Below are 15,823 nucleotides of genomic sequence, written 5' to 3'. Positions count from 1 at the left end.
CGGGCGCTGGAGGTTCGACACGCGCGGGGCGAAGCGGTCAGCAGGCGGTGTCGCGGGCGGCCTTGAGGTTGTCGGCGTTCAGCGCCAGCGGCGTCGAGCCCTCGGCCGCCTGGCCGCCCTGCTGCTCCGGCTGCTGCATCGCCCACTCGGCGAGCTGGTCGAGCACCTTGCGGGCGTCGCTGTTCGGCTTCACCTCGCTGAACTTCTGCCCGATCGCCACGTCCACCGTCGCGTCCTGGCGCTCGTCGCGCACCAGCTCGAGGCACGGCTCGACCAGGCTCAACGTCCGCGCCGCGCCCGCGCCGGGCGCACCGAACCGGATCTGGCCGCGGCAGTCCATGTCCTGCGCCGGGTACACCGGGTCGTTGCCCGGCTCGGCCGCCTGCTTCATGCCCAGCTCGGTCAACGTCGTCGCCACGAACCGCGCCTGGTTGCGCTGCGTGCTCGCGTTGAACACCCGGAACTGCACGCCGCCGACCGGCACCGGGTCGGTCCGGTCCAGGGCGTCGTGCGCCAGCACCGTCCCCAACGGCGGCGCGGGCTCGGCCGCGGGCGCGACGGGCGCGCCCGACGACGGCGCGGGCACACCGCCGGGCGGGTTGCACTTGATCGCCGCGTCCACGTCGCCCGCGTCCGTCAGCACGCGGTTCCACACCACGACGGCGGTCACGGCGAGCACCAGGAACAGGACGAGCGCCGGCAACGGTCGCCGCTTGCGGTACCGCGACGACCCGCCGCTCCCCGTACCGGGTCGTCCCACGTCCGTCGACCTCCCCTGGCGCAGTGTTGACAGTGATCAGGCTATGCCGCGCCCCGCCGCCCCGCGCCTCGGGCGGGGTTGTAGCGGGGTGCGATCACCCGGTCGCGGACGGTCAACGCCCTGGTCTGGCGGCGGAGCACGGGAGGACCGGGTGGGTGGTGCCCGTCCAAGCCTATCTGGCCAGCGTGTGAAGGGCCTGTCACCCGTCTGCTCAATTAGGGGGAACCCGCTGCGCGACCGCCCGATCGATGAGCTACCCTCTCGGCGCTCCGCGCACTGCCGGACACCTGGAAGCGTCGACGAACAGGGGGTTGGCGCCCGGCCGCGCGAGCGAGACCTCCGTCACTGGGGACGGAGGGCACAAATAGGGGCGCTGGTGCGTTAACCAGCGACACGAACAGTCTCCGTTGACCGCAGGGGTGAAAGAAGTATGGCGACCGACTACGACGCACCGCGTCGCAGCGAGGCGGACGAACTCGCTGAGGACTCCCTCGAGGAGCTGAAGGCGCGGCGCAATGAAACGCAGTCCGGGGTCGTCGACATCGACGAGGACGCGACCGCCGAGAACTTCGAGCTGCCGGGCGCCGACCTGTCCGGTGAGGAGCTCACGTTCAAGGTCCTGCCGAAGCAGGCGGACGAGTTCACGTGCTCGAAGTGCTTCCTGGTGCACCACCGCAGCAGGCTGGCCGAGGAAGTCAACGGCCAGTACATCTGCCGCGACTGCGCCTGAGGCACGTCCACCGGGCACGAACCCGCACGACCAGCACCACCGCAAGGCACCGCACGACCGGCACCCGGGCACGACCGAACACGCACCTACGACCAGACCTGGGCGCTCACCCCCACCGCCGGGGTGGCGCCCGGTCCCGTTGCCGATCCACGTCACCGATCGCGCAGCAGGACCGCCAGCTCCTCCGCCGAACGCACGCTGAACAGCCAGTACGGCGTCGGGTCCGCGGGGTCGCGCAGCTCGACCTTCACCATCGGCCCGACCCAACCCCGGTGGGTGACGAACGCCATCGGGTCCAGGTTCGGGCCCATCGCCTTCCGCTTGCTCTTCGAGTCGAACACCTCGACCTCGCCGAGCAGGTCCTGCGGCACGTGCGCCGAGGCGACCCGCAGCTCGCCGCCGGACACCTCGACCTTCGCCGAGCCCATCCGCACGATCAGCAGCACGGCCAGCGGCACCGTGATCACGTACGGCAGCCACGACCGCACGCCGGGGAACCCCATGTGGATCTCGGCGGCCAGCAGCACGGCCGCGGCCAGCGGCAGCGGCCAACCCCACCAGGGCACGTACAACCGCTCGCGGAACGCGATCGGGGCGGTCACAGCAGTCTCGCTCACGCCACCAGGGTAGTCTCGCGCGCCGTGCCCAGCGTCGAGGTCCTGTTGTCCCGGCTCGATCCCGCCGTGCCGCTCCCGGCCTACGCCCGACCGGGTGATGCCGGCGCCGACCTGGTGACCACCACCGACGTGGTGATCGAACCGGGGGAGCGGGCGGTGGTAGGCACTGGTGTCGCGATCGCGTTGCCGGAGGGGTACGCGGGGTTCGTGCACCCGCGTTCCGGCCTGGCCGCGCGCGTCGGCCTGAGCGTGGTCAACACCCCGGGCACGATCGACGCGGGCTACCGGGGCGAGATCAAGGTGTGCCTGGTGAACCACGACCTGCGCGAGCCCGTAGTGCTGACGCGCGGTGACCGGATCGCCCAGCTGGTGGTGCAGAAGGTGGAGCACGCGGTGTTCCGCGAAGTCGACGAGCTGCCCGACTCCGCACGGGGCGCGGGCGGCTACGGCTCTACAGGCGGGCACGACGTGCTCGCCCGGACGGAGGGGTGAAGGCGATGTTCGGAAAGCGCCGCAAGCGCGGTAGGCACTCCGCGAACCGGGGGACGGCGCAACCCGAGGTCGAGTTCGACGCCGCCGAGGAGGCCGAGGAGGGGCCGTTCGACTCGACGCGGGCCCCGGACGACGGCCTGAACCGGCTGGACCTCGGCTCGATCCGGCTGCCCGTGCCCGAGGGCGTGCAGCTGCAGGTGGAGATGGACCCGGCGGGCGCGGTGCGGGCGGTGCACCTGCTGACGACCGTCGGCCAGCTCACCGTGAGCGCGTTCGCCGCGCCGAAGCAGGACCGGCTGTGGCCGGACGTGAGCGGCGAGATGATCGCCCAGTTCAAGAGCGACGGCTTCCGGATCCTGCGGGAGAACGGCGAGTGGGGCGAGGAGATCACCGCCCGCAACAACGAGGTGCACCTGCGGGTGGTCGGCGTGGACGGGCCGCGCTGGATGCTGCGGGGCATCGCGGCGGCGCCGACCGAAGAGCAGAGCTTCAAGGCGACCGAGGCCCTCTACGCGTTGATGCGGGACACGGTCGTGGTGCGCGGCGAGCAGGCGATGCCGGTGCGCACGCCGTTGCCGATCGAGCTGCCCGAGGCCATCGCCCGGCACATCCAGGCACAGCAGCAGGGCTAACCCGCCACCGCCGCGCAGCGGTAGGCGTCGAGCGCGGCGCGGCCCAGGGACTCCCGGTCCGCGCCCAACGCCGCCAGCGTCGTCGTGCGCAGAGCGGCACGGGGGAGCGCTCCGACCCACGCCCGGGCGATTTCGAACGGGTGAACGGGGTCGTCGGTGCAGGCCGCGACCCCCACCGGCGCCGTGAGGCGGCCCAGCTCGGCCAACGTCGGCGCGGACGACCCGGCGGCCTCCCGCAGCACGTCGGCGAGCCGCGGGCCGAACCGGGGCCAGGCCCGCCGCAGCTCGTCGCCGAGCCACCCGTCGACGCCGGTCAACGCGGCCTCGACGCCCTCCGACTCCACCACCGAGGCGCTGGCCCGTGCCGCGGCCGCCGCGGGCGCGCCGTCCGCCGCGCCGTTCCAGGCGGGCAGCGCCACCAGCAGCCCGGCGCACCGCTCGGGGTGCCGCACCGCCCACGCCGCCGCCACGTGCGCGCCCAGCGACACCCCGCCCACGACCAGCGGCGTGCCGTCCCAGGCGGCGTCCAACGCCTCCACGTGCTCCTGGACGCCCCGTGACGGGGGTGCGACAAGCACCAACCCGGCCTCGGCCAGCGGGCGGGCGAACACCGAGGAGACGAACACCTCGTCGGACGCGGTGCCCGGCAGCAGAACGGCACGTGACGACCTCATGACGTCAGATCCTCCCCCAGTCGGATACCCGGTCGGGTGCACCCGGTTACGCTGGCTGTTGGACGGGCTTCGTCGTCGAGGCCCCGCGCATTCCAGGAGTCGGGGATGACTGGTACTGGGGGTGGCTACTGGCGCCGCCTCGTGCGTCGGCTGACCACCGACGTCAGCGAGTTGGACGCCGACGACCTGTCTCGAAAAGCCGAGGCCGTCGGGGCCATCCGAGCGTGCGACTGCAAGTCCGGGCAAGAGGTGACGGTGTTGGGCCGGTTGCGCAGCGTGGAGCTGTGCCCCCGTGACGCCGCGGCCACCCTGGAGGCGGAGTTGTACGACGGCACCGAGGGCGTGACGCTGGTCTGGCTGGGCCGTCGTCGGATCGCGGGCATCGAGCCGGGGCGCACCATCAAGGCCAGAGGCCGGATCGCGGTGCGCGACGGGCGCAAGGTGCTCTACAACCCCTACTACGAGTTGCAGAACGCTTCATGACACAAGCGAACGAGTCCGAGAAGCAGCCCACCCTCCTCGAGCAGATGGGCGGCGTGAGCGGCCTGCTGTTCTCCTCGTTGCCCGTCGTGGTGTTCGTGCTGGTCAACGCCTTCGCCGGGCTCATGCCCGCGATCTGGAGCGCGCTGGCGTTCTCGGTCGCGATCGGCATCGTGCTGGCCATGCGCAAGGGCTCGGTGCAGCCGGCCGTCTCGGCGGTCTTCGGCGTCGGCATCGCCGCTTTCATCGCCTACCGGACCGGGGACGCCAAGGGCTTCTTCCTGTTCGGCATCTGGCAGAGCCTCGTCTACGGCGGCGGGTTCATCCTGTCGATCCTGGTCAGGTGGCCTCTCGCGGGCGTGATCTGGTCGTTCCTCAACGGCCAGGGCCAGGCGTGGCGCAAGGACAAGGCGAGCGTCCGGGACTACGACATCGCCACCCTCGTGTGGGCGCTGGTCTTCCTGGCGCGGTTCGTGGTGCAGCGGTGGCTGTACGACGAGGCGTCGGTGGGCTGGCTGGCGGCCGCGCGCCTGGCCATGGGCTACCCGCTGATGGCGGTGGCGCTGATCGCCACGGTCTGGGCGGTGCGCCGTTCGGACAAGCGCCTGAAAGCCACCCTCGCCCGCGAGGAGGAGGAGAACCGGGCAGCCGAGGAACGCCTCCGCGCCAAGGCCGAGGCCGACGGCGAGCCGAACATCTACGACCAACTGCTCGACACGTCGACCGACCACCCCCACCCGGCACCCGCCCGGGCCGAGGACAGATAACCCCTCCGACCTGCACCCCACCGGTTCTGCGGCACGTCAGCAGGCCCGGTGGGGCAGGACCGATCCGCGCCGGTCGCTATCGTCGATGCGTTCACGCACGTCGTATGGCCAACCGTCTTCGGAGGGGTCGCGTGAAGTTCTTCGACAAGGAACCCACCACGGTCGACATCGCGCAGAACCTGCTGGACGCCGCACGCCAGTGGCCGCTCGGTTCGCAGGAGCGCGCCAACCTCTTGGCTGAGGCCCAGCTCATCGTGTCGGTGGACATCATGACGCGCGGCAAAACGGCATTCGGCGCGATCGACCGCCCGCGATGACGCCCGCCGTCCGGACGACGCCGTCAACGGCCTGACCTGCGGTAGCCACCGAGTGCTCCGCAGGGGTCCTCGCCAACGGGACCCCTGCTTTTATCCTGCCGGCCGGCGCTGACGGAAACGAGCTGCTCGCCGCCGCCTGTGGACAACCCGACCGCCTGTAGACAACCCAGCCGCCCGGGAACGAACCGAGCGTCAGTAACCCAGAGCCGAACGGATCTCCTGCTCCACGTCCGCCGCCGCCACGAAGAGCAGCTCGTCCCCACCCTCCAGGGTGTCGTCCGGCGTCGGCACGATGACCCGGCCGCCACGCAGGATGGTCACCAGCGCGGCATCCCGCGGCAGCGCCAGGCCGTTCACCGGGGACCCCGCCAACGGCGTGTCACCCGGAAGCGTGATTTCCACCAGGTTGGCCTGACCCTGGCGCAACGTCATCAGCCGCACCACGTCCCCGACCGTCACGGCCTCCTCCACCAGCGCGGACAGGATGCGCGGCGTCGACACGGCCACGTCCACCCCCCACGACTCGGTGAACAGCCACTCGTTCGCCGGGTCGTTCACCCGCGCCACCACGCGCCGCACCGCGAACTCGGTCTTCGCCAGCAACGACACCACCAGGTTGACCTTGTCGTCACCGGTCGCGGCGATCACCACGTCGCACAGCTGCATGCCGGCGTCCTCCAACGACGACAGCTCGCACGCGTCGGCCTGCACCCACTCGGCCTGCTCCACGGTGTGCGGCTCGAAGTGCGTGCGGTCACGTTCGATCAGCATCACCTGGTGCCCGTCGGACACCAGCTCGGCCGCGATGGAACGACCCACCGCGCCGGCACCCGCAATCGCGATACGCACTCAGCTCTCCTCGGGCGCGTGAGCCGCAGCCGCGGCCACGTCGGTCACGGTGCCGGACAGGGCGGCCACGTACACCTGGTCGTCCTCCTGCAGCACGGTCTTCGAGTCCGGCAGCACGCCCGTCCCGAACCGCATCACGAACGCCACCCGGCACCCGGTGGCCTCCTCCAGGTCGCGCACGGTGCGCCCGACCCAGTCCTCGTGCAGCTCCAGCGGCAGCACGGCCACCGTGCCCGACGGGTCGCGCCACGCGGTCGCGGTGCCCTCGGGCAGCAGCATCCGCAGGAACCGGTCGGTGGACCACGGCACGGTCGCCACGGTCGGGATGCCCAGCCGCTCGTACACCGCGGCGCGCTTCTCGTCGTAGATCCGCGCGACCACCGCCTCCACCCCGAACGTCTCCCGCGCCACCCGCGCCGAGATGATGTTGGAGTTGTCGCCGCTGGACACGGCCGCGAACGCGCCCGCCCGCTCGATGCCGGCTTCGATCAGCACCTTCTGGTCGAAGCCGTTGCCGACGACCTGCTGGCCGTGGAAGTCCGGGCCGAGCCTGCGGAAGGACTGCGAATCCTTGTCGATCACCGATACCTGGTGGTCGAGGCGCTCCAGCGCCTTGGCCAGGGACGAGCCCACCCGGCCGCAGCCCATGATCACCACGTGCACGAAAGCCTCCCCGAACGACGCTTACGGAGAACCTACCGCCCCTGATCAGTGAACGAGACCGGTGCGTCCCGGACCGGGCGGCCCCCGCACAGCCCAACGCCTCGAACACCTGAGCGAACAACTCGCCGGCCACGCACGTGACCACCCGTTCAAGCCGCCGCCCGGGCCCGCGACGCACGTCACAAGCGACCCGGTGCCGACCGGACGACCACGCCCGCCCGGTCACCACCCCTTACGCTCTCGACCCGTGTCCAAGCTCGCAACCGCGGCCAAGCGCCTCCTCGTCGGCAGGCCCTTCCGCAGCGATCGCCTAGCCCACACGCTGCTGCCCAAGCGCATCGCCCTGCCGGTGTTCGCCTCGGACGCGATGTCGAGCGTGGCCTACGCGCCCGAGGAGATCTTCCTCGTGCTGTCGGTGGCGGGCCTGTCGGCTTACGCGCTGGCCCCGTGGGTCGGCGTGGCGGTGGTCGTCGTGATGCTCACGGTGGTCGCGAGCTACCGGCAGAACGTGCACGCCTACCCGTCCGGCGGCGGCGACTACGAGGTCGCCACGGTCAACCTCGGCCGCAGAGCGGGCCTCACCGTGGCGAGCGCCCTGCTCGTCGACTACATCCTCACGGTCGCCGTCTCGATCTCGGCGGCGGCGGCGAACATCGGCTCGGCCATCCCGTTCGTCGCCACCCACAAGGCCGAGTTCGCGGTCGCCGCGATCGTCCTGCTCACCGCCGTCAACCTGCGCGGCATCCGCGAGTCCGGCAGCGCGTTCGCCATCCCGACCTACGCGTTCATGGTCGGTGTCCTGTTCATGATCGGCTACGGCCTGTTCCGCGGCCTCGTCCTGGGCGACGAGATGCGCGCCGAGAGCGCGGGCCTGGAGCTGCGGGCCGGGGACGACCACCTCATGGGCCTGGCGTTCGTGTTCCTCGTCCTGCGCGCCTTCTCGTCCGGCAGCGCGGCGCTCACGGGCGTGGAGGCGATCAGCAACGGCGTGCCGGCGTTCCGCAAGCCGAAGTCGCGCAACGCGGCGACCACGCTGCTCATGATGGGCCTGATCGCGGTCACGATGCTGATGGGCCTGATCGTGCTGGCCCAGCTCACCGGCGTGAAGATGGCCGGGGACCCGGCGCACCAGCTGGTCAACGCGCCCGAGGGCTACGAGCAGAAGACGATGGTCGCCCAGATCGCGGGCGCGGTGTTCGAGGGCTTCCCGGTCGGCTTCTTCTTCATCACCGCGGTCACCGCGCTGATCCTCGTCCTGGCCGCGAACACCGCGTTCAACGGCTTCCCGGTGCTCGGCTCGATCCTCGCCCAGGACCGCTACCTGCCACGCCAGCTGCACACCCGCGGCGACCGGCTCGCGTTCAGCAACGGCATCGTGTTCCTCGCCGGCGCGGCGATCGTGCTGGTCATCGCGTTCGACGCCGAGGTCACCAAGCTCATCCAGCTCTACATCGTGGGCGTGTTCGTGTCGTTCACGATGAGCCAGACCGGCATGGTCCGGCACTGGAACCGGCTGCTCGAGACCGAGACCGACCCGAACGCCCGCCGCCGGATGCGCCGGTCGCAGTCGATCAACGCCTTCGGCCTCGCGCTCACGGCCTCCGTGCTGGTCGTCGTGCTGATCACGAAGTTCACCCACGGCGCGTGGATCGCCATCGCCGCGATGGCCGCCCTCTACGCCCTGATGACGGCGATCCGCAGGCACTACGACCGGGTCGCCGAGGAACTGCGCCAGCAGGAGCGGCAGAAGCTGCTGCCCGCCCGCAACCACGCCATGGTGCTGGTCTCCAAGCTCCACATGCCGACCCTGCGGGCCCTGGCGTACGCGAAGGCGACCCGGCCCGACATGCTGGAGGCGGTCACCGTCAACGTGGACGACGGCGACACCCGCCGCCTGGTGCGGGAATGGGAGAAGGAGAACTTCAAGGTGCCGCTGAAGGTGATCGAGTCGCCCTACCGCGAGATCACCAAACCGGTCCTGGACTACGTCAAGCGGGTCCGCACGGACAACCCGCGCGACGTGGTCACCGTGTTCATCCCGGAGTACGTGGTGGGCCACTGGTGGGAGCAGTTCCTGCACAACCAGAGCGCGCTGCGGCTCAAGGGCAGGCTGCTGTTCCAGCCGGGCGTGATGGTGACGAGCGTGCCCTGGCAGCTGGCCTCATCCTCGAAGGTGACCGACAAGGACGACGTGGTCGCGCCCGGCGCGATCCGGCGCGGCCTCGACAAGCGCGGCCAAGACAAGGACGGCAAGTGACGGCGACCTGGAAGCAGCGGCTGATCGAGGTCGAGGTCGGCGCGGTCGCCCACGGCGGGCACTGCGTGGCCCGGCACGAGGGCCGCGTCGTGTTCGTCCGGCACGCACTGCCCGGCGAACGGGTGGTCGTGCGGATCACCGAGGACACCGGCGGCTCGTTCTGCCGCGGCGACGCCGTCGAGGTGCTGGAGGCCTCACCGGACCGCGTGCAGGCGCCGTGCCCGTTCGCCGGTCCCGGCCTCTGCGGCGGCTGCGACTGGCAGCACGCGTCGTGGCAGGCCCAGCGCGAGCTGAAGGCCGCCGTGGTCAGCGAGCAGCTGCACCGCCTGGCCAAGCTCGACTGGGAGGTCATCGTCGAGGACCTGCCCGGCGGCCCGGAGGACTGGCGCACCCGGATGCGCATGGCCGTCGGCCCGGACGGCCGCCCCGGCTTCCGCGCCCACCGCAGCCACCAGGTCGTCCCCGTGGACGACTGCGTGATCGCCGTCCCCGGCGCCCTGGACGACGTGGTCGACCGCACGTGGCCGCCGAAGTCCGAGCTGGTCGTCACCCGCGACGCGGGCGGCCGGACGCACGTCACCGAGATCGGTCCGCCGATCATCCGCCGGGGACGCCCCGTCCCCGGCCCCTCCCGCCTGCGGCAAGGCAGCGGCACGGCCACCGAACTGGCCGCCGGCCGCACGTGGAACCTCCGCGCGGACGGCTTCTGGCAGGTCCACCCGGCCGCCGCGGACACCTTCGCCAAGGTCGTCGGCGACTGGGCCGACTGCCGCCCCGGCGACCGCGCCTGGGACCTCTACGGCGGCGTCGGCCTGTTCGCCTCCGTGCTCGCCGAGCAGGTCGGCCACCGCGGCTCCGTCGCCGTGGTCGAGTCGTCGTACGGCGCCGTCGCCGACGGTCGGCTCAACCTCTCCGACCAGCCGCAGATCAGCTGGCACACGGGCCGCACCGAAGCCGTGCTCGAGACACCCGACTTCACCGACCAGCCGCCCGACGTCGTGGTCCTCGACCCGCCGCGCAAGGGCGCGGGCAAGGTCGTGGTGACCGCGATCGCCCGCAGCCGACCCGCTCGTGTGGTCTACGTCGCGTGCGACCCCGCAGCCCTGGCCCGCGACATCGCCGCGTTCGCCCAGCACGGCTACGAGTTGGCCCAGCTCAGGGCCTTCGACGCGTTCCCGATGACCCACCACGTGGAATGCATCGCCCTGCTGACGCCCGCACGCTGACAGGCGTCTCAGCCTGTGGTCCGTAGACTGACCGGACGAATCGGGGACCCGAACCACAGGGCGAGGTGGAGCGAGTGACGCTGCTGGAATCCGTGCACGGACCGGCGGAGCTGAAACGGCTGGGACCTGACGAGCTGCCCGTGCTCGCCGACGAGATCCGGCGTTTCCTGGTCGACAAAGTCTCCCGGACCGGCGGGCACCTCGGTCCGAACCTCGGTGTCGTCGAGCTGACCATGGCCGTGCACCGGGTCTTCGACTCACCGCACGACTCGGTGGTCTTCGACACCGGTCACCAGAGCTACGTCCACAAGATCCTCACCGGCCGCCGCGACGGCTTCGACACGCTCCGCCAGAAGGGCGGCCTGTCCGGCTACCCCTCCCGGGCCGAGAGCGAGCACGACGTCGAGGAGAACAGCCACGCCTCGACCGCCCTGTCCTACGCCGACGGCCTGGCCAAGGCCTACCAGCTCGGCGGCCAGCGGCGGCACGTCGTCGCGGTCGTCGGCGACGGCGCGCTCACCGGCGGCATGTGCTGGGAAGCCCTCAACAACATCGCCTCCGGCACGGACCGACCCGTCGTCATCGTGGTCAACGACAACGGCCGCTCCTACTCGCCCACCATCGGCGGACTGGCCGACCACCTCTCGTCGCTGCGCCTGCAGCCCGGCTACGAACGGGCCCTGGAGCGCGGCAAGAACGCCCTGCAGGGCACCCCGATCGTCGGCAAGCCCGTCTACGCCGCCCTGCACGCCGCCAAGCGCGGCATCAAGGACGCCCTCAGCCCGCAGGCCATGTTCGAAGACCTCGGCCTCAAGTACATCGGCCCCGTCGACGGCCACGACCACGCCGTGCTGGAATCGGCCCTGCGCCGCGCCAAGTCCTTCGGCGGCCCCGTGATCGTCCACACCGTCACCCGCAAGGGCAACGGCTTCGCGCCCGCCGAGAACCACGAAGCCGACCAGATGCACGCCACCGGCGTCATCGACCCGATCACCGGCGAGAACATCGGCCCGTCCAAGCGCACGTGGACCCACGTCTTCGCCGACGAAATGGCCACCCTCGGCGGCGAACGCCCCGACCTGGTCGCCATCACCGCCGCCATGCGCGGCCCGACAGGCCTGGACAAGTTCGCCGGCCTCTACCCGGAGCGCTGCTTCGACGTCGGCATCGCCGAACAGCACGCCATGACCTCCGCCGCCGGCCTCGCCATGGGCGGCATGCACCCGGTCGTCGCGATCTACGCCACGTTCCTCAACCGCGCGTTCGACCAGCTCCTGCTGGACGTCGCCATGCACAAGCAGGGCGTCACCGTCGTCCTCGACCGCGCCGGCATCACCGGCCCGGACGGCGCCTCCCACCACGGCATGTGGGACCTGTCCATCTGCGGCCTCATCCCCGGCATCCACGTGGCCGCCCCACGCGACGCCGCCACGCTGCGCGAAGAACTCCGCGAAGCCGTCCGCATCTCCGACGGACCCTCCGTCATCCGCTACCCGAAGGCCTCGGTGGGCCCCGACCTGCCGGCCCTCGAACGCATCGGCACGGTCGACGTCCTGCACCGCTCCGGCTCCGACGTCCTCCTGGTCACCGTGGGCGCGTTCGGCGAACTCGGCCTGGCCGCCGCCCAACGCCTCGCCGACCAGGGCATCGGCGTCACCGTCGTGGACCCCCGCTGGGTCTTCCCGGTCTCGGACGACCTGGTCGCCCTCGCCGCCGACCACCGCCTGGTCGTCACCGTCGAGGACAACGGCCGCCACGGCGGCTTCGGCTGGACGCTGGCCGCCGCCCTCCGCGACGCCTCCGTCGACACCCCGCTCCGGGACCTGGCCATCCCCCAGGCGTTCCAGGAGCACGGCGAACGCGCCGAGGTCCTCTCCGACATCGGCCTGACCGCCCAGGACGTCTCCCGCCGCATCACCGAGTGGGTCGTCGCCGGCGAGCCCGCGGAAATGGGCGCGACGGTCCGGAAGTAGCCCGGTTACCCTCCTCCCGCCCGGTCAGCGGCTCGGACGGCACTGCCGAACCCGAGTCCCGCGATCACAGCCGGGCGACCTTTCAGAGAGGCGCGTTGCCAACGCGGCGGGTTGCGACACCCAAGCCGCGACCCCGGCCGACCACGGGGCGCAGGGCCCTGCGAGCCCCGTGCTCCCGCCCACCGCCCCAAGGCCGGGGTCGCGGTCCGCGCAACGCAGGAGGAGGACCGGTGAAGCACACACTCATGCCGTGGGAACGCGGCGTGGTCTTCAGGCACGGCAAACTGGTCGAGGTCCTCGACCCGGGTCGCCACCGCCGCAGCTTCCGCCACCAGGTCCGCTACCTCGACGTCCGCCCCCGGTCCCAAACCCCCGGCTGGCAGGACATCCCGACCTCCGACGGCGTCCTGATCCGCGTCACGCTCGTCCTGGTGTGGGCAATCTCCGACCCCGCCCAGCACGTCCAGGCCGCCGCCACCCCCGAGGTCGAACTCCACCTCGCCACCCAGATCGCGCTGCGCACCGCCGTGCTGACCCGCGCCCACGACGAGGTCGACCCGGCACGCCAGGCCATCGCCGCCGAGATCCTCGCCGCCGTCGCCCCCCGCGCCGCCGACCTGGGCATCGACCTGCGCGAAGTGGCCGTCCGCGACGTCGTCATGCCCACCGAACTCCGCAAAGCCGCCCTGGCCGAACTCCTGGCCCGCTCGGAAGCCCGAGCGTCCCTCGAACGCGCCCGCGGCGAGACAGCGGCGCTGCGCACCCTCCTCAACGCCGCCCGCCTGGCCGAAGACCACCCCGCCCTGCTCCAACTACGCGCCCTGCAATCCGCCAACACCGTCGTCGTCGAACGCAACCGCTAACCCACCGGTCCACTGGCACGCCGTCGCCCTCCCAAAGGGAGGGCTTCGTGTCATCCCGCCGACCTGGCTCCGCCCTACCGCGCGTGTCAAGGGGGCTGTGCGTCCCCTACCCGGTCGTGCACTGATGACCGCCCCCTTGATACGTCTGGTAGCCCGTAGGGAGGTCGGTGGGATGACACGCAACCCGACCAACAACGGACCCGGCGCATAACCACCAACCCGGGGTCATCCTGCTGATCTGCCAGTCCGGCGAGGACTCTTCTGATCTTTCACCCGCGCCTCGTCCAACCGTCGACAGCACCTCAACAGCCGACCGACAGCTTCACGCTAAGCACCTTCTCAGGGATCTGTGGCACCTTTGTGGGGTGCGGATCCTGGTAGTCGAGGACGAGGTGCCGTTGGCCGACGCGATCGCGCGTGGCCTGCGGCGCGAAGGCATGGCGGTCGACGTCGCCTACGACGGCGAGACCGGCCATGAGAAGTCGACCGTGACCCGGTACGACGTGGTCGTGCTCGACCGCGACCTACCCGGCATGTCCGGCGACGAGCTTTGCAAGGAGATCCTCAGCTCAGGCGCCCTGACCAGGGTCATGATGCTCACCGCCAGCGCCGGCGTGGACGACCGCGTCGCGGGCCTGTCCCTCGGCGCCGACGACTACCTGGCCAAGCCGTTCGCCTTTCCCGAGCTGGTCGCCCGCGTCCGGGCCCTCGCCCGCCGCGCCACCCCGGCCACCCCGCCGCTGCTGACCGCTCGCGACGTCGAGCTCGACCCGGCCCGCCGCACGGTGCGGCGCGCCGGCCAGCCCGTCGACCTGACCCGCAAGGAGTTCGGCGTGCTGGAGGTGCTGCTGGCCGCCAAGGGCTCGGTGGTCTCCAGCGAGGAGCTGCTGGAACGCGTGTGGGATGAGAACGCCGACCCGTTCACCACGACCGTCCGCGTCACCGTGATGACGCTGCGCAAGAAGCTCGGCGAACCGGGCATCATCGACACGGTGGTCGGCTCGGGCTACCGCGTGCCCACGGCAGGTTCCGCTGAACTCTGAGCTGGCCCGCAGGCGCGGACCCGGGCTGCGGACGCGGCTCACCCTCCTCGCGACCGGACTGGTCGCGTTCGTCAGCGGCCTGCTGCTCCTGCTCGGCTGGCTGCTCGTCGGCCGGGTCATCGCCTCCTCGCCCCGCTTCGCCGAGGGCAGCACCGTGATCGTGGACGGCCGCGAAGTCGGCGCCGACGCGCTGATGGACCTGCTCGGCGAACAGGCACGGGACGACGTGCTGCGATCCGGCTCGATCGCCTTCCTCTGCGTGGTCGCCGCGGCGGCCCTGCTCGCGTGGACCATCACCGGCCGCGTGCTCCAGCCCGTGCACGACGTGACCGACGCGGCCCGTCGGCTGTCCGCCGAGTCCCTCGGCGAGCGGCTGCGCCTGGCCGGTCCTCGGGACGAGGTCGCCGAGCTGGCCGACACGTTCGACGAGATGCTCGACCGGCTCCAGGCGGCGTTCGAGTCGCAACGGCGGTTCGTCGCCAACGCCTCCCACGAGCTGCGCACACCGTTGGCCGTGATCCGGACCGAGCTCGACGTCACTCTCGCCGACCCGGACGCCGACGACGCGGAGCTGCGGCGCATGGCGGCGGTGGTGCGCGCCGCGACGGAACGCGCCGAGCAGTTGGTCAGCGCGTTGTTGCTGCTCGCGCGCACGGACGGGCTCGGGTTGGCGGTGCGCGAGCCGGTGGACCTCAACGCCGTGGTCGAGTCCGCGTGGCGTGCCGTGCGGGGGGAGGCGGAGGAGCGCCAGCTGCGGGTCTCGTTCGTGACGGCGCCGGCGCCCGCCGTGGGCGACCCGGCGTTGCTGGAGCGGATCGCGGGGAACTTGCTGGAGAACGCCGTGCGGCACAACCTGCCCGGTGGGTGGATCGAGGTGCGCACCGAAGGCGGGCCCGAGTGGACGTTGCTGCGGGTGTCGTCGTCCGGGCCCGTCATCGCTCCGGACCGGGTGGAGGAGCTGTTCGAGCCGTTCCGCCGGGGTGGCACCGACCGGACCGCCCGCACCGGCACCGGGCTCGGGCTGTCCATCGTGCGGGCCGCCGTCGCAGCTCACGAGGGTCAGGCGCACGCCATGGCGGTGCCCGGCGGAGGGCTGTCGGTGGCCGTGCACCTGCCGTCCACGCCGCATGGAAAACTGGTCTGAGTGGTCCCGATCACACGTGATCCGGTTTGAGGGTCGCCGTAGGGGGTACTACCTGCACAGACGTGCCTCCGGACCCCCGATTTGTCTCCGCGTTGGGCGGGGTGTAACTTTCTCTCTGCCAGCGCGGAACGGGCCGGAGAGAGACCGGAACGGAGCGCGGCGAACATCAGCCCCGGATCGAGTCGCCTCACGGCGGTGAGTTACGGTGAGCGCGTGTTCTTTGAGAACTCAACAGCGTGCCGAATAGCCAGTAAATTTATGAACCTCGTCAAGAGGTTTCCTTTGAGATTGTTACTGGACAACTGACATTACTTGTCAGTGTTGTTCGGAGCGATC

The 15,823-nt window shown here is 71.3% G+C and carries 17 protein-coding genes; 12 read left to right on the top strand and 5 right to left on the bottom strand.

Annotated features, from left to right (window positions below):
• Positions 1 to 37: 37 nt before the first annotated feature.
• Positions 38 to 760 carry an envelope integrity protein Cei gene (gene cei / locus LNK82_RS09490; protein ID WP_230566558.1) on the bottom strand — a complete coding sequence of 241 codons (723 nt, stop codon included), beginning with the start codon at positions 758 to 760 and terminating at the stop codon, positions 38 to 40.
• Between the two features lie 430 nt (positions 761 to 1,190).
• Between cei and LNK82_RS09485 the strand changes: the two genes are divergently transcribed.
• On the top strand, positions 1,191 to 1,490 hold the full coding sequence (locus tag LNK82_RS09485) for a DUF4193 domain-containing protein (protein WP_053717171.1): 300 nt from the start codon (positions 1,191 to 1,193) through the stop codon (positions 1,488 to 1,490).
• A gap of 152 nt (positions 1,491 to 1,642) precedes the next feature.
• On the opposite strand, the gene LNK82_RS09480 is transcribed toward LNK82_RS09485, so the two are convergent.
• Positions 1,643 to 2,107, bottom strand: coding sequence for a DUF3093 domain-containing protein (locus LNK82_RS09480; protein WP_230566557.1), 465 nt, complete (start codon positions 2,105 to 2,107; stop codon positions 1,643 to 1,645).
• Between the two features lie 24 nt (positions 2,108 to 2,131).
• Between LNK82_RS09480 and dut the strand changes: the two genes are divergently transcribed.
• Both dut and LNK82_RS09470 read left to right on the top strand, forming a co-directional pair.
• Positions 2,132 to 2,599 (top strand): dUTP diphosphatase, encoded by a 468-nt coding sequence (gene dut / locus LNK82_RS09475; protein WP_053717169.1) that lies wholly within the window; start codon positions 2,132 to 2,134, stop codon positions 2,597 to 2,599.
• Between the two features lie 5 nt (positions 2,600 to 2,604).
• Positions 2,605 to 3,231 carry a DUF3710 domain-containing protein gene (locus LNK82_RS09470; protein WP_230566556.1) on the top strand — a complete coding sequence of 209 codons (627 nt, stop codon included), beginning with the start codon at positions 2,605 to 2,607 and terminating at the stop codon, positions 3,229 to 3,231.
• On the opposite strand, the gene LNK82_RS09465 is transcribed toward LNK82_RS09470, so the two are convergent.
• Entirely contained in the window at positions 3,228 to 3,905 is a 678-nt protein-coding gene (locus LNK82_RS09465; protein WP_230566555.1) for an alpha/beta fold hydrolase, read from the bottom strand. The genes LNK82_RS09470 and LNK82_RS09465 overlap by 4 nt on opposite strands.
• A gap of 105 nt (positions 3,906 to 4,010) precedes the next feature.
• Here LNK82_RS09465 and LNK82_RS09460 point away from each other — a divergent pair, with 105 nt between their 5' ends.
• From LNK82_RS09460 to LNK82_RS09450, 3 genes are all read left to right on the top strand, one after another.
• The gene (locus LNK82_RS09460) at positions 4,011 to 4,388 is read left to right on the top strand and encodes an OB-fold nucleic acid binding domain-containing protein (RefSeq protein WP_033437072.1); all 378 of its coding nucleotides are present in this window, start codon (positions 4,011 to 4,013) and stop codon (positions 4,386 to 4,388) included.
• Positions 4,385 to 5,152: a DUF3159 domain-containing protein gene (locus LNK82_RS09455; RefSeq protein ID WP_230566554.1), complete on the top strand. Its 768-nt coding sequence runs from the start codon at positions 4,385 to 4,387 to the stop codon at positions 5,150 to 5,152. Before LNK82_RS09460 ends, LNK82_RS09455 begins: the two co-directional genes overlap by 4 nt.
• 131 nt (positions 5,153 to 5,283) lie before the next feature.
• Positions 5,284 to 5,469 carry a hypothetical protein gene (locus LNK82_RS09450; RefSeq protein ID WP_230566553.1) on the top strand — a complete coding sequence of 62 codons (186 nt, stop codon included), beginning with the start codon at positions 5,284 to 5,286 and terminating at the stop codon, positions 5,467 to 5,469.
• A 192-nt stretch (positions 5,470 to 5,661) separates the two neighbouring features.
• Here LNK82_RS09450 and LNK82_RS09445 read toward each other — a convergent pair whose 3' ends face one another.
• Together LNK82_RS09445 and LNK82_RS09440 are read right to left on the bottom strand one after the other, a co-directional pair.
• Complete coding sequence (locus LNK82_RS09445) at positions 5,662 to 6,318, bottom strand: potassium channel family protein (protein ID WP_053717165.1); 657 nt, start codon at positions 6,316 to 6,318, stop codon at positions 5,662 to 5,664.
• Positions 6,319 to 6,981, bottom strand: coding sequence for a potassium channel family protein (locus LNK82_RS09440; RefSeq protein WP_230566552.1), 663 nt, complete (start codon positions 6,979 to 6,981; stop codon positions 6,319 to 6,321).
• A gap of 247 nt (positions 6,982 to 7,228) precedes the next feature.
• On the opposite strand from LNK82_RS09440, the gene LNK82_RS09435 reads away from it, so the two are divergent.
• The 6 genes from LNK82_RS09435 (at position 7,229) to LNK82_RS09410 (ending at position 15,487) form a co-directional block, all read left to right on the top strand.
• The gene (locus LNK82_RS09435; RefSeq protein ID WP_230566551.1) at positions 7,229 to 9,238 is read left to right on the top strand and encodes an APC family permease; all 2,010 of its coding nucleotides are present in this window, start codon (positions 7,229 to 7,231) and stop codon (positions 9,236 to 9,238) included.
• Positions 9,235 to 10,464 carry a class I SAM-dependent RNA methyltransferase gene (locus LNK82_RS09430; RefSeq protein ID WP_230566550.1) on the top strand — a complete coding sequence of 410 codons (1,230 nt, stop codon included), beginning with the start codon at positions 9,235 to 9,237 and terminating at the stop codon, positions 10,462 to 10,464. The genes LNK82_RS09435 and LNK82_RS09430 overlap by 4 nt, the downstream gene beginning before the upstream one ends.
• A 74-nt stretch (positions 10,465 to 10,538) precedes the next feature.
• Positions 10,539 to 12,437 carry a 1-deoxy-D-xylulose-5-phosphate synthase gene (gene dxs / locus LNK82_RS09425; RefSeq protein ID WP_230566549.1) on the top strand — a complete coding sequence of 633 codons (1,899 nt, stop codon included), beginning with the start codon at positions 10,539 to 10,541 and terminating at the stop codon, positions 12,435 to 12,437.
• 230 nt (positions 12,438 to 12,667) lie between these two features.
• On the top strand, positions 12,668 to 13,300 hold the full coding sequence (locus tag LNK82_RS09420) for a slipin family protein (protein ID WP_230566548.1): 633 nt from the start codon (positions 12,668 to 12,670) through the stop codon (positions 13,298 to 13,300).
• 365 nt (positions 13,301 to 13,665) lie between these two features.
• Positions 13,666 to 14,343 (top strand): response regulator transcription factor, encoded by a 678-nt coding sequence (locus tag LNK82_RS09415; protein WP_230566547.1) that lies wholly within the window; start codon positions 13,666 to 13,668, stop codon positions 14,341 to 14,343.
• Positions 14,333 to 15,487 carry a sensor histidine kinase gene (locus LNK82_RS09410; protein WP_372470459.1) on the top strand — a complete coding sequence of 385 codons (1,155 nt, stop codon included), beginning with the start codon at positions 14,333 to 14,335 and terminating at the stop codon, positions 15,485 to 15,487. Before LNK82_RS09415 ends, LNK82_RS09410 begins: the two co-directional genes overlap by 11 nt.
• The last annotated feature ends 336 nt before the right edge of the window (positions 15,488 to 15,823 follow it).

The sequence above is a fragment of the Saccharothrix luteola genome (assembly GCF_020859565.1).
GTDB lineage: Bacteria > Actinomycetota > Actinomycetes > Mycobacteriales > Pseudonocardiaceae > Actinosynnema > Actinosynnema luteola.
Note: the sequence above shows the minus strand (reverse complement) of the source record. Positions and strands in the feature narration are given on the sequence as shown.

What these genes read in the sequence shown, in the direction of transcription:
- LNK82_RS09465 (WP_230566555.1), bottom strand. Translation starts at nt 3,905, where the DNA reads ATGAGGTCGTCACGTGCCGTTCTGCTGCCGGGCACCGCGTCCGACGAG.
- LNK82_RS09470 (WP_230566556.1), top strand. Translation starts at nt 2,605, where the DNA reads ATGTTCGGAAAGCGCCGCAAGCGCGGTAGGCACTCCGCGAACCGGGGG.
- LNK82_RS09485 (WP_053717171.1), top strand. Translation starts at nt 1,191, where the DNA reads ATGGCGACCGACTACGACGCACCGCGTCGCAGCGAGGCGGACGAACTC.
- LNK82_RS09455 (WP_230566554.1), top strand. Translation starts at nt 4,385, where the DNA reads ATGACACAAGCGAACGAGTCCGAGAAGCAGCCCACCCTCCTCGAGCAG.
- LNK82_RS09460 (WP_033437072.1), top strand. Translation starts at nt 4,011, where the DNA reads ATGACTGGTACTGGGGGTGGCTACTGGCGCCGCCTCGTGCGTCGGCTG.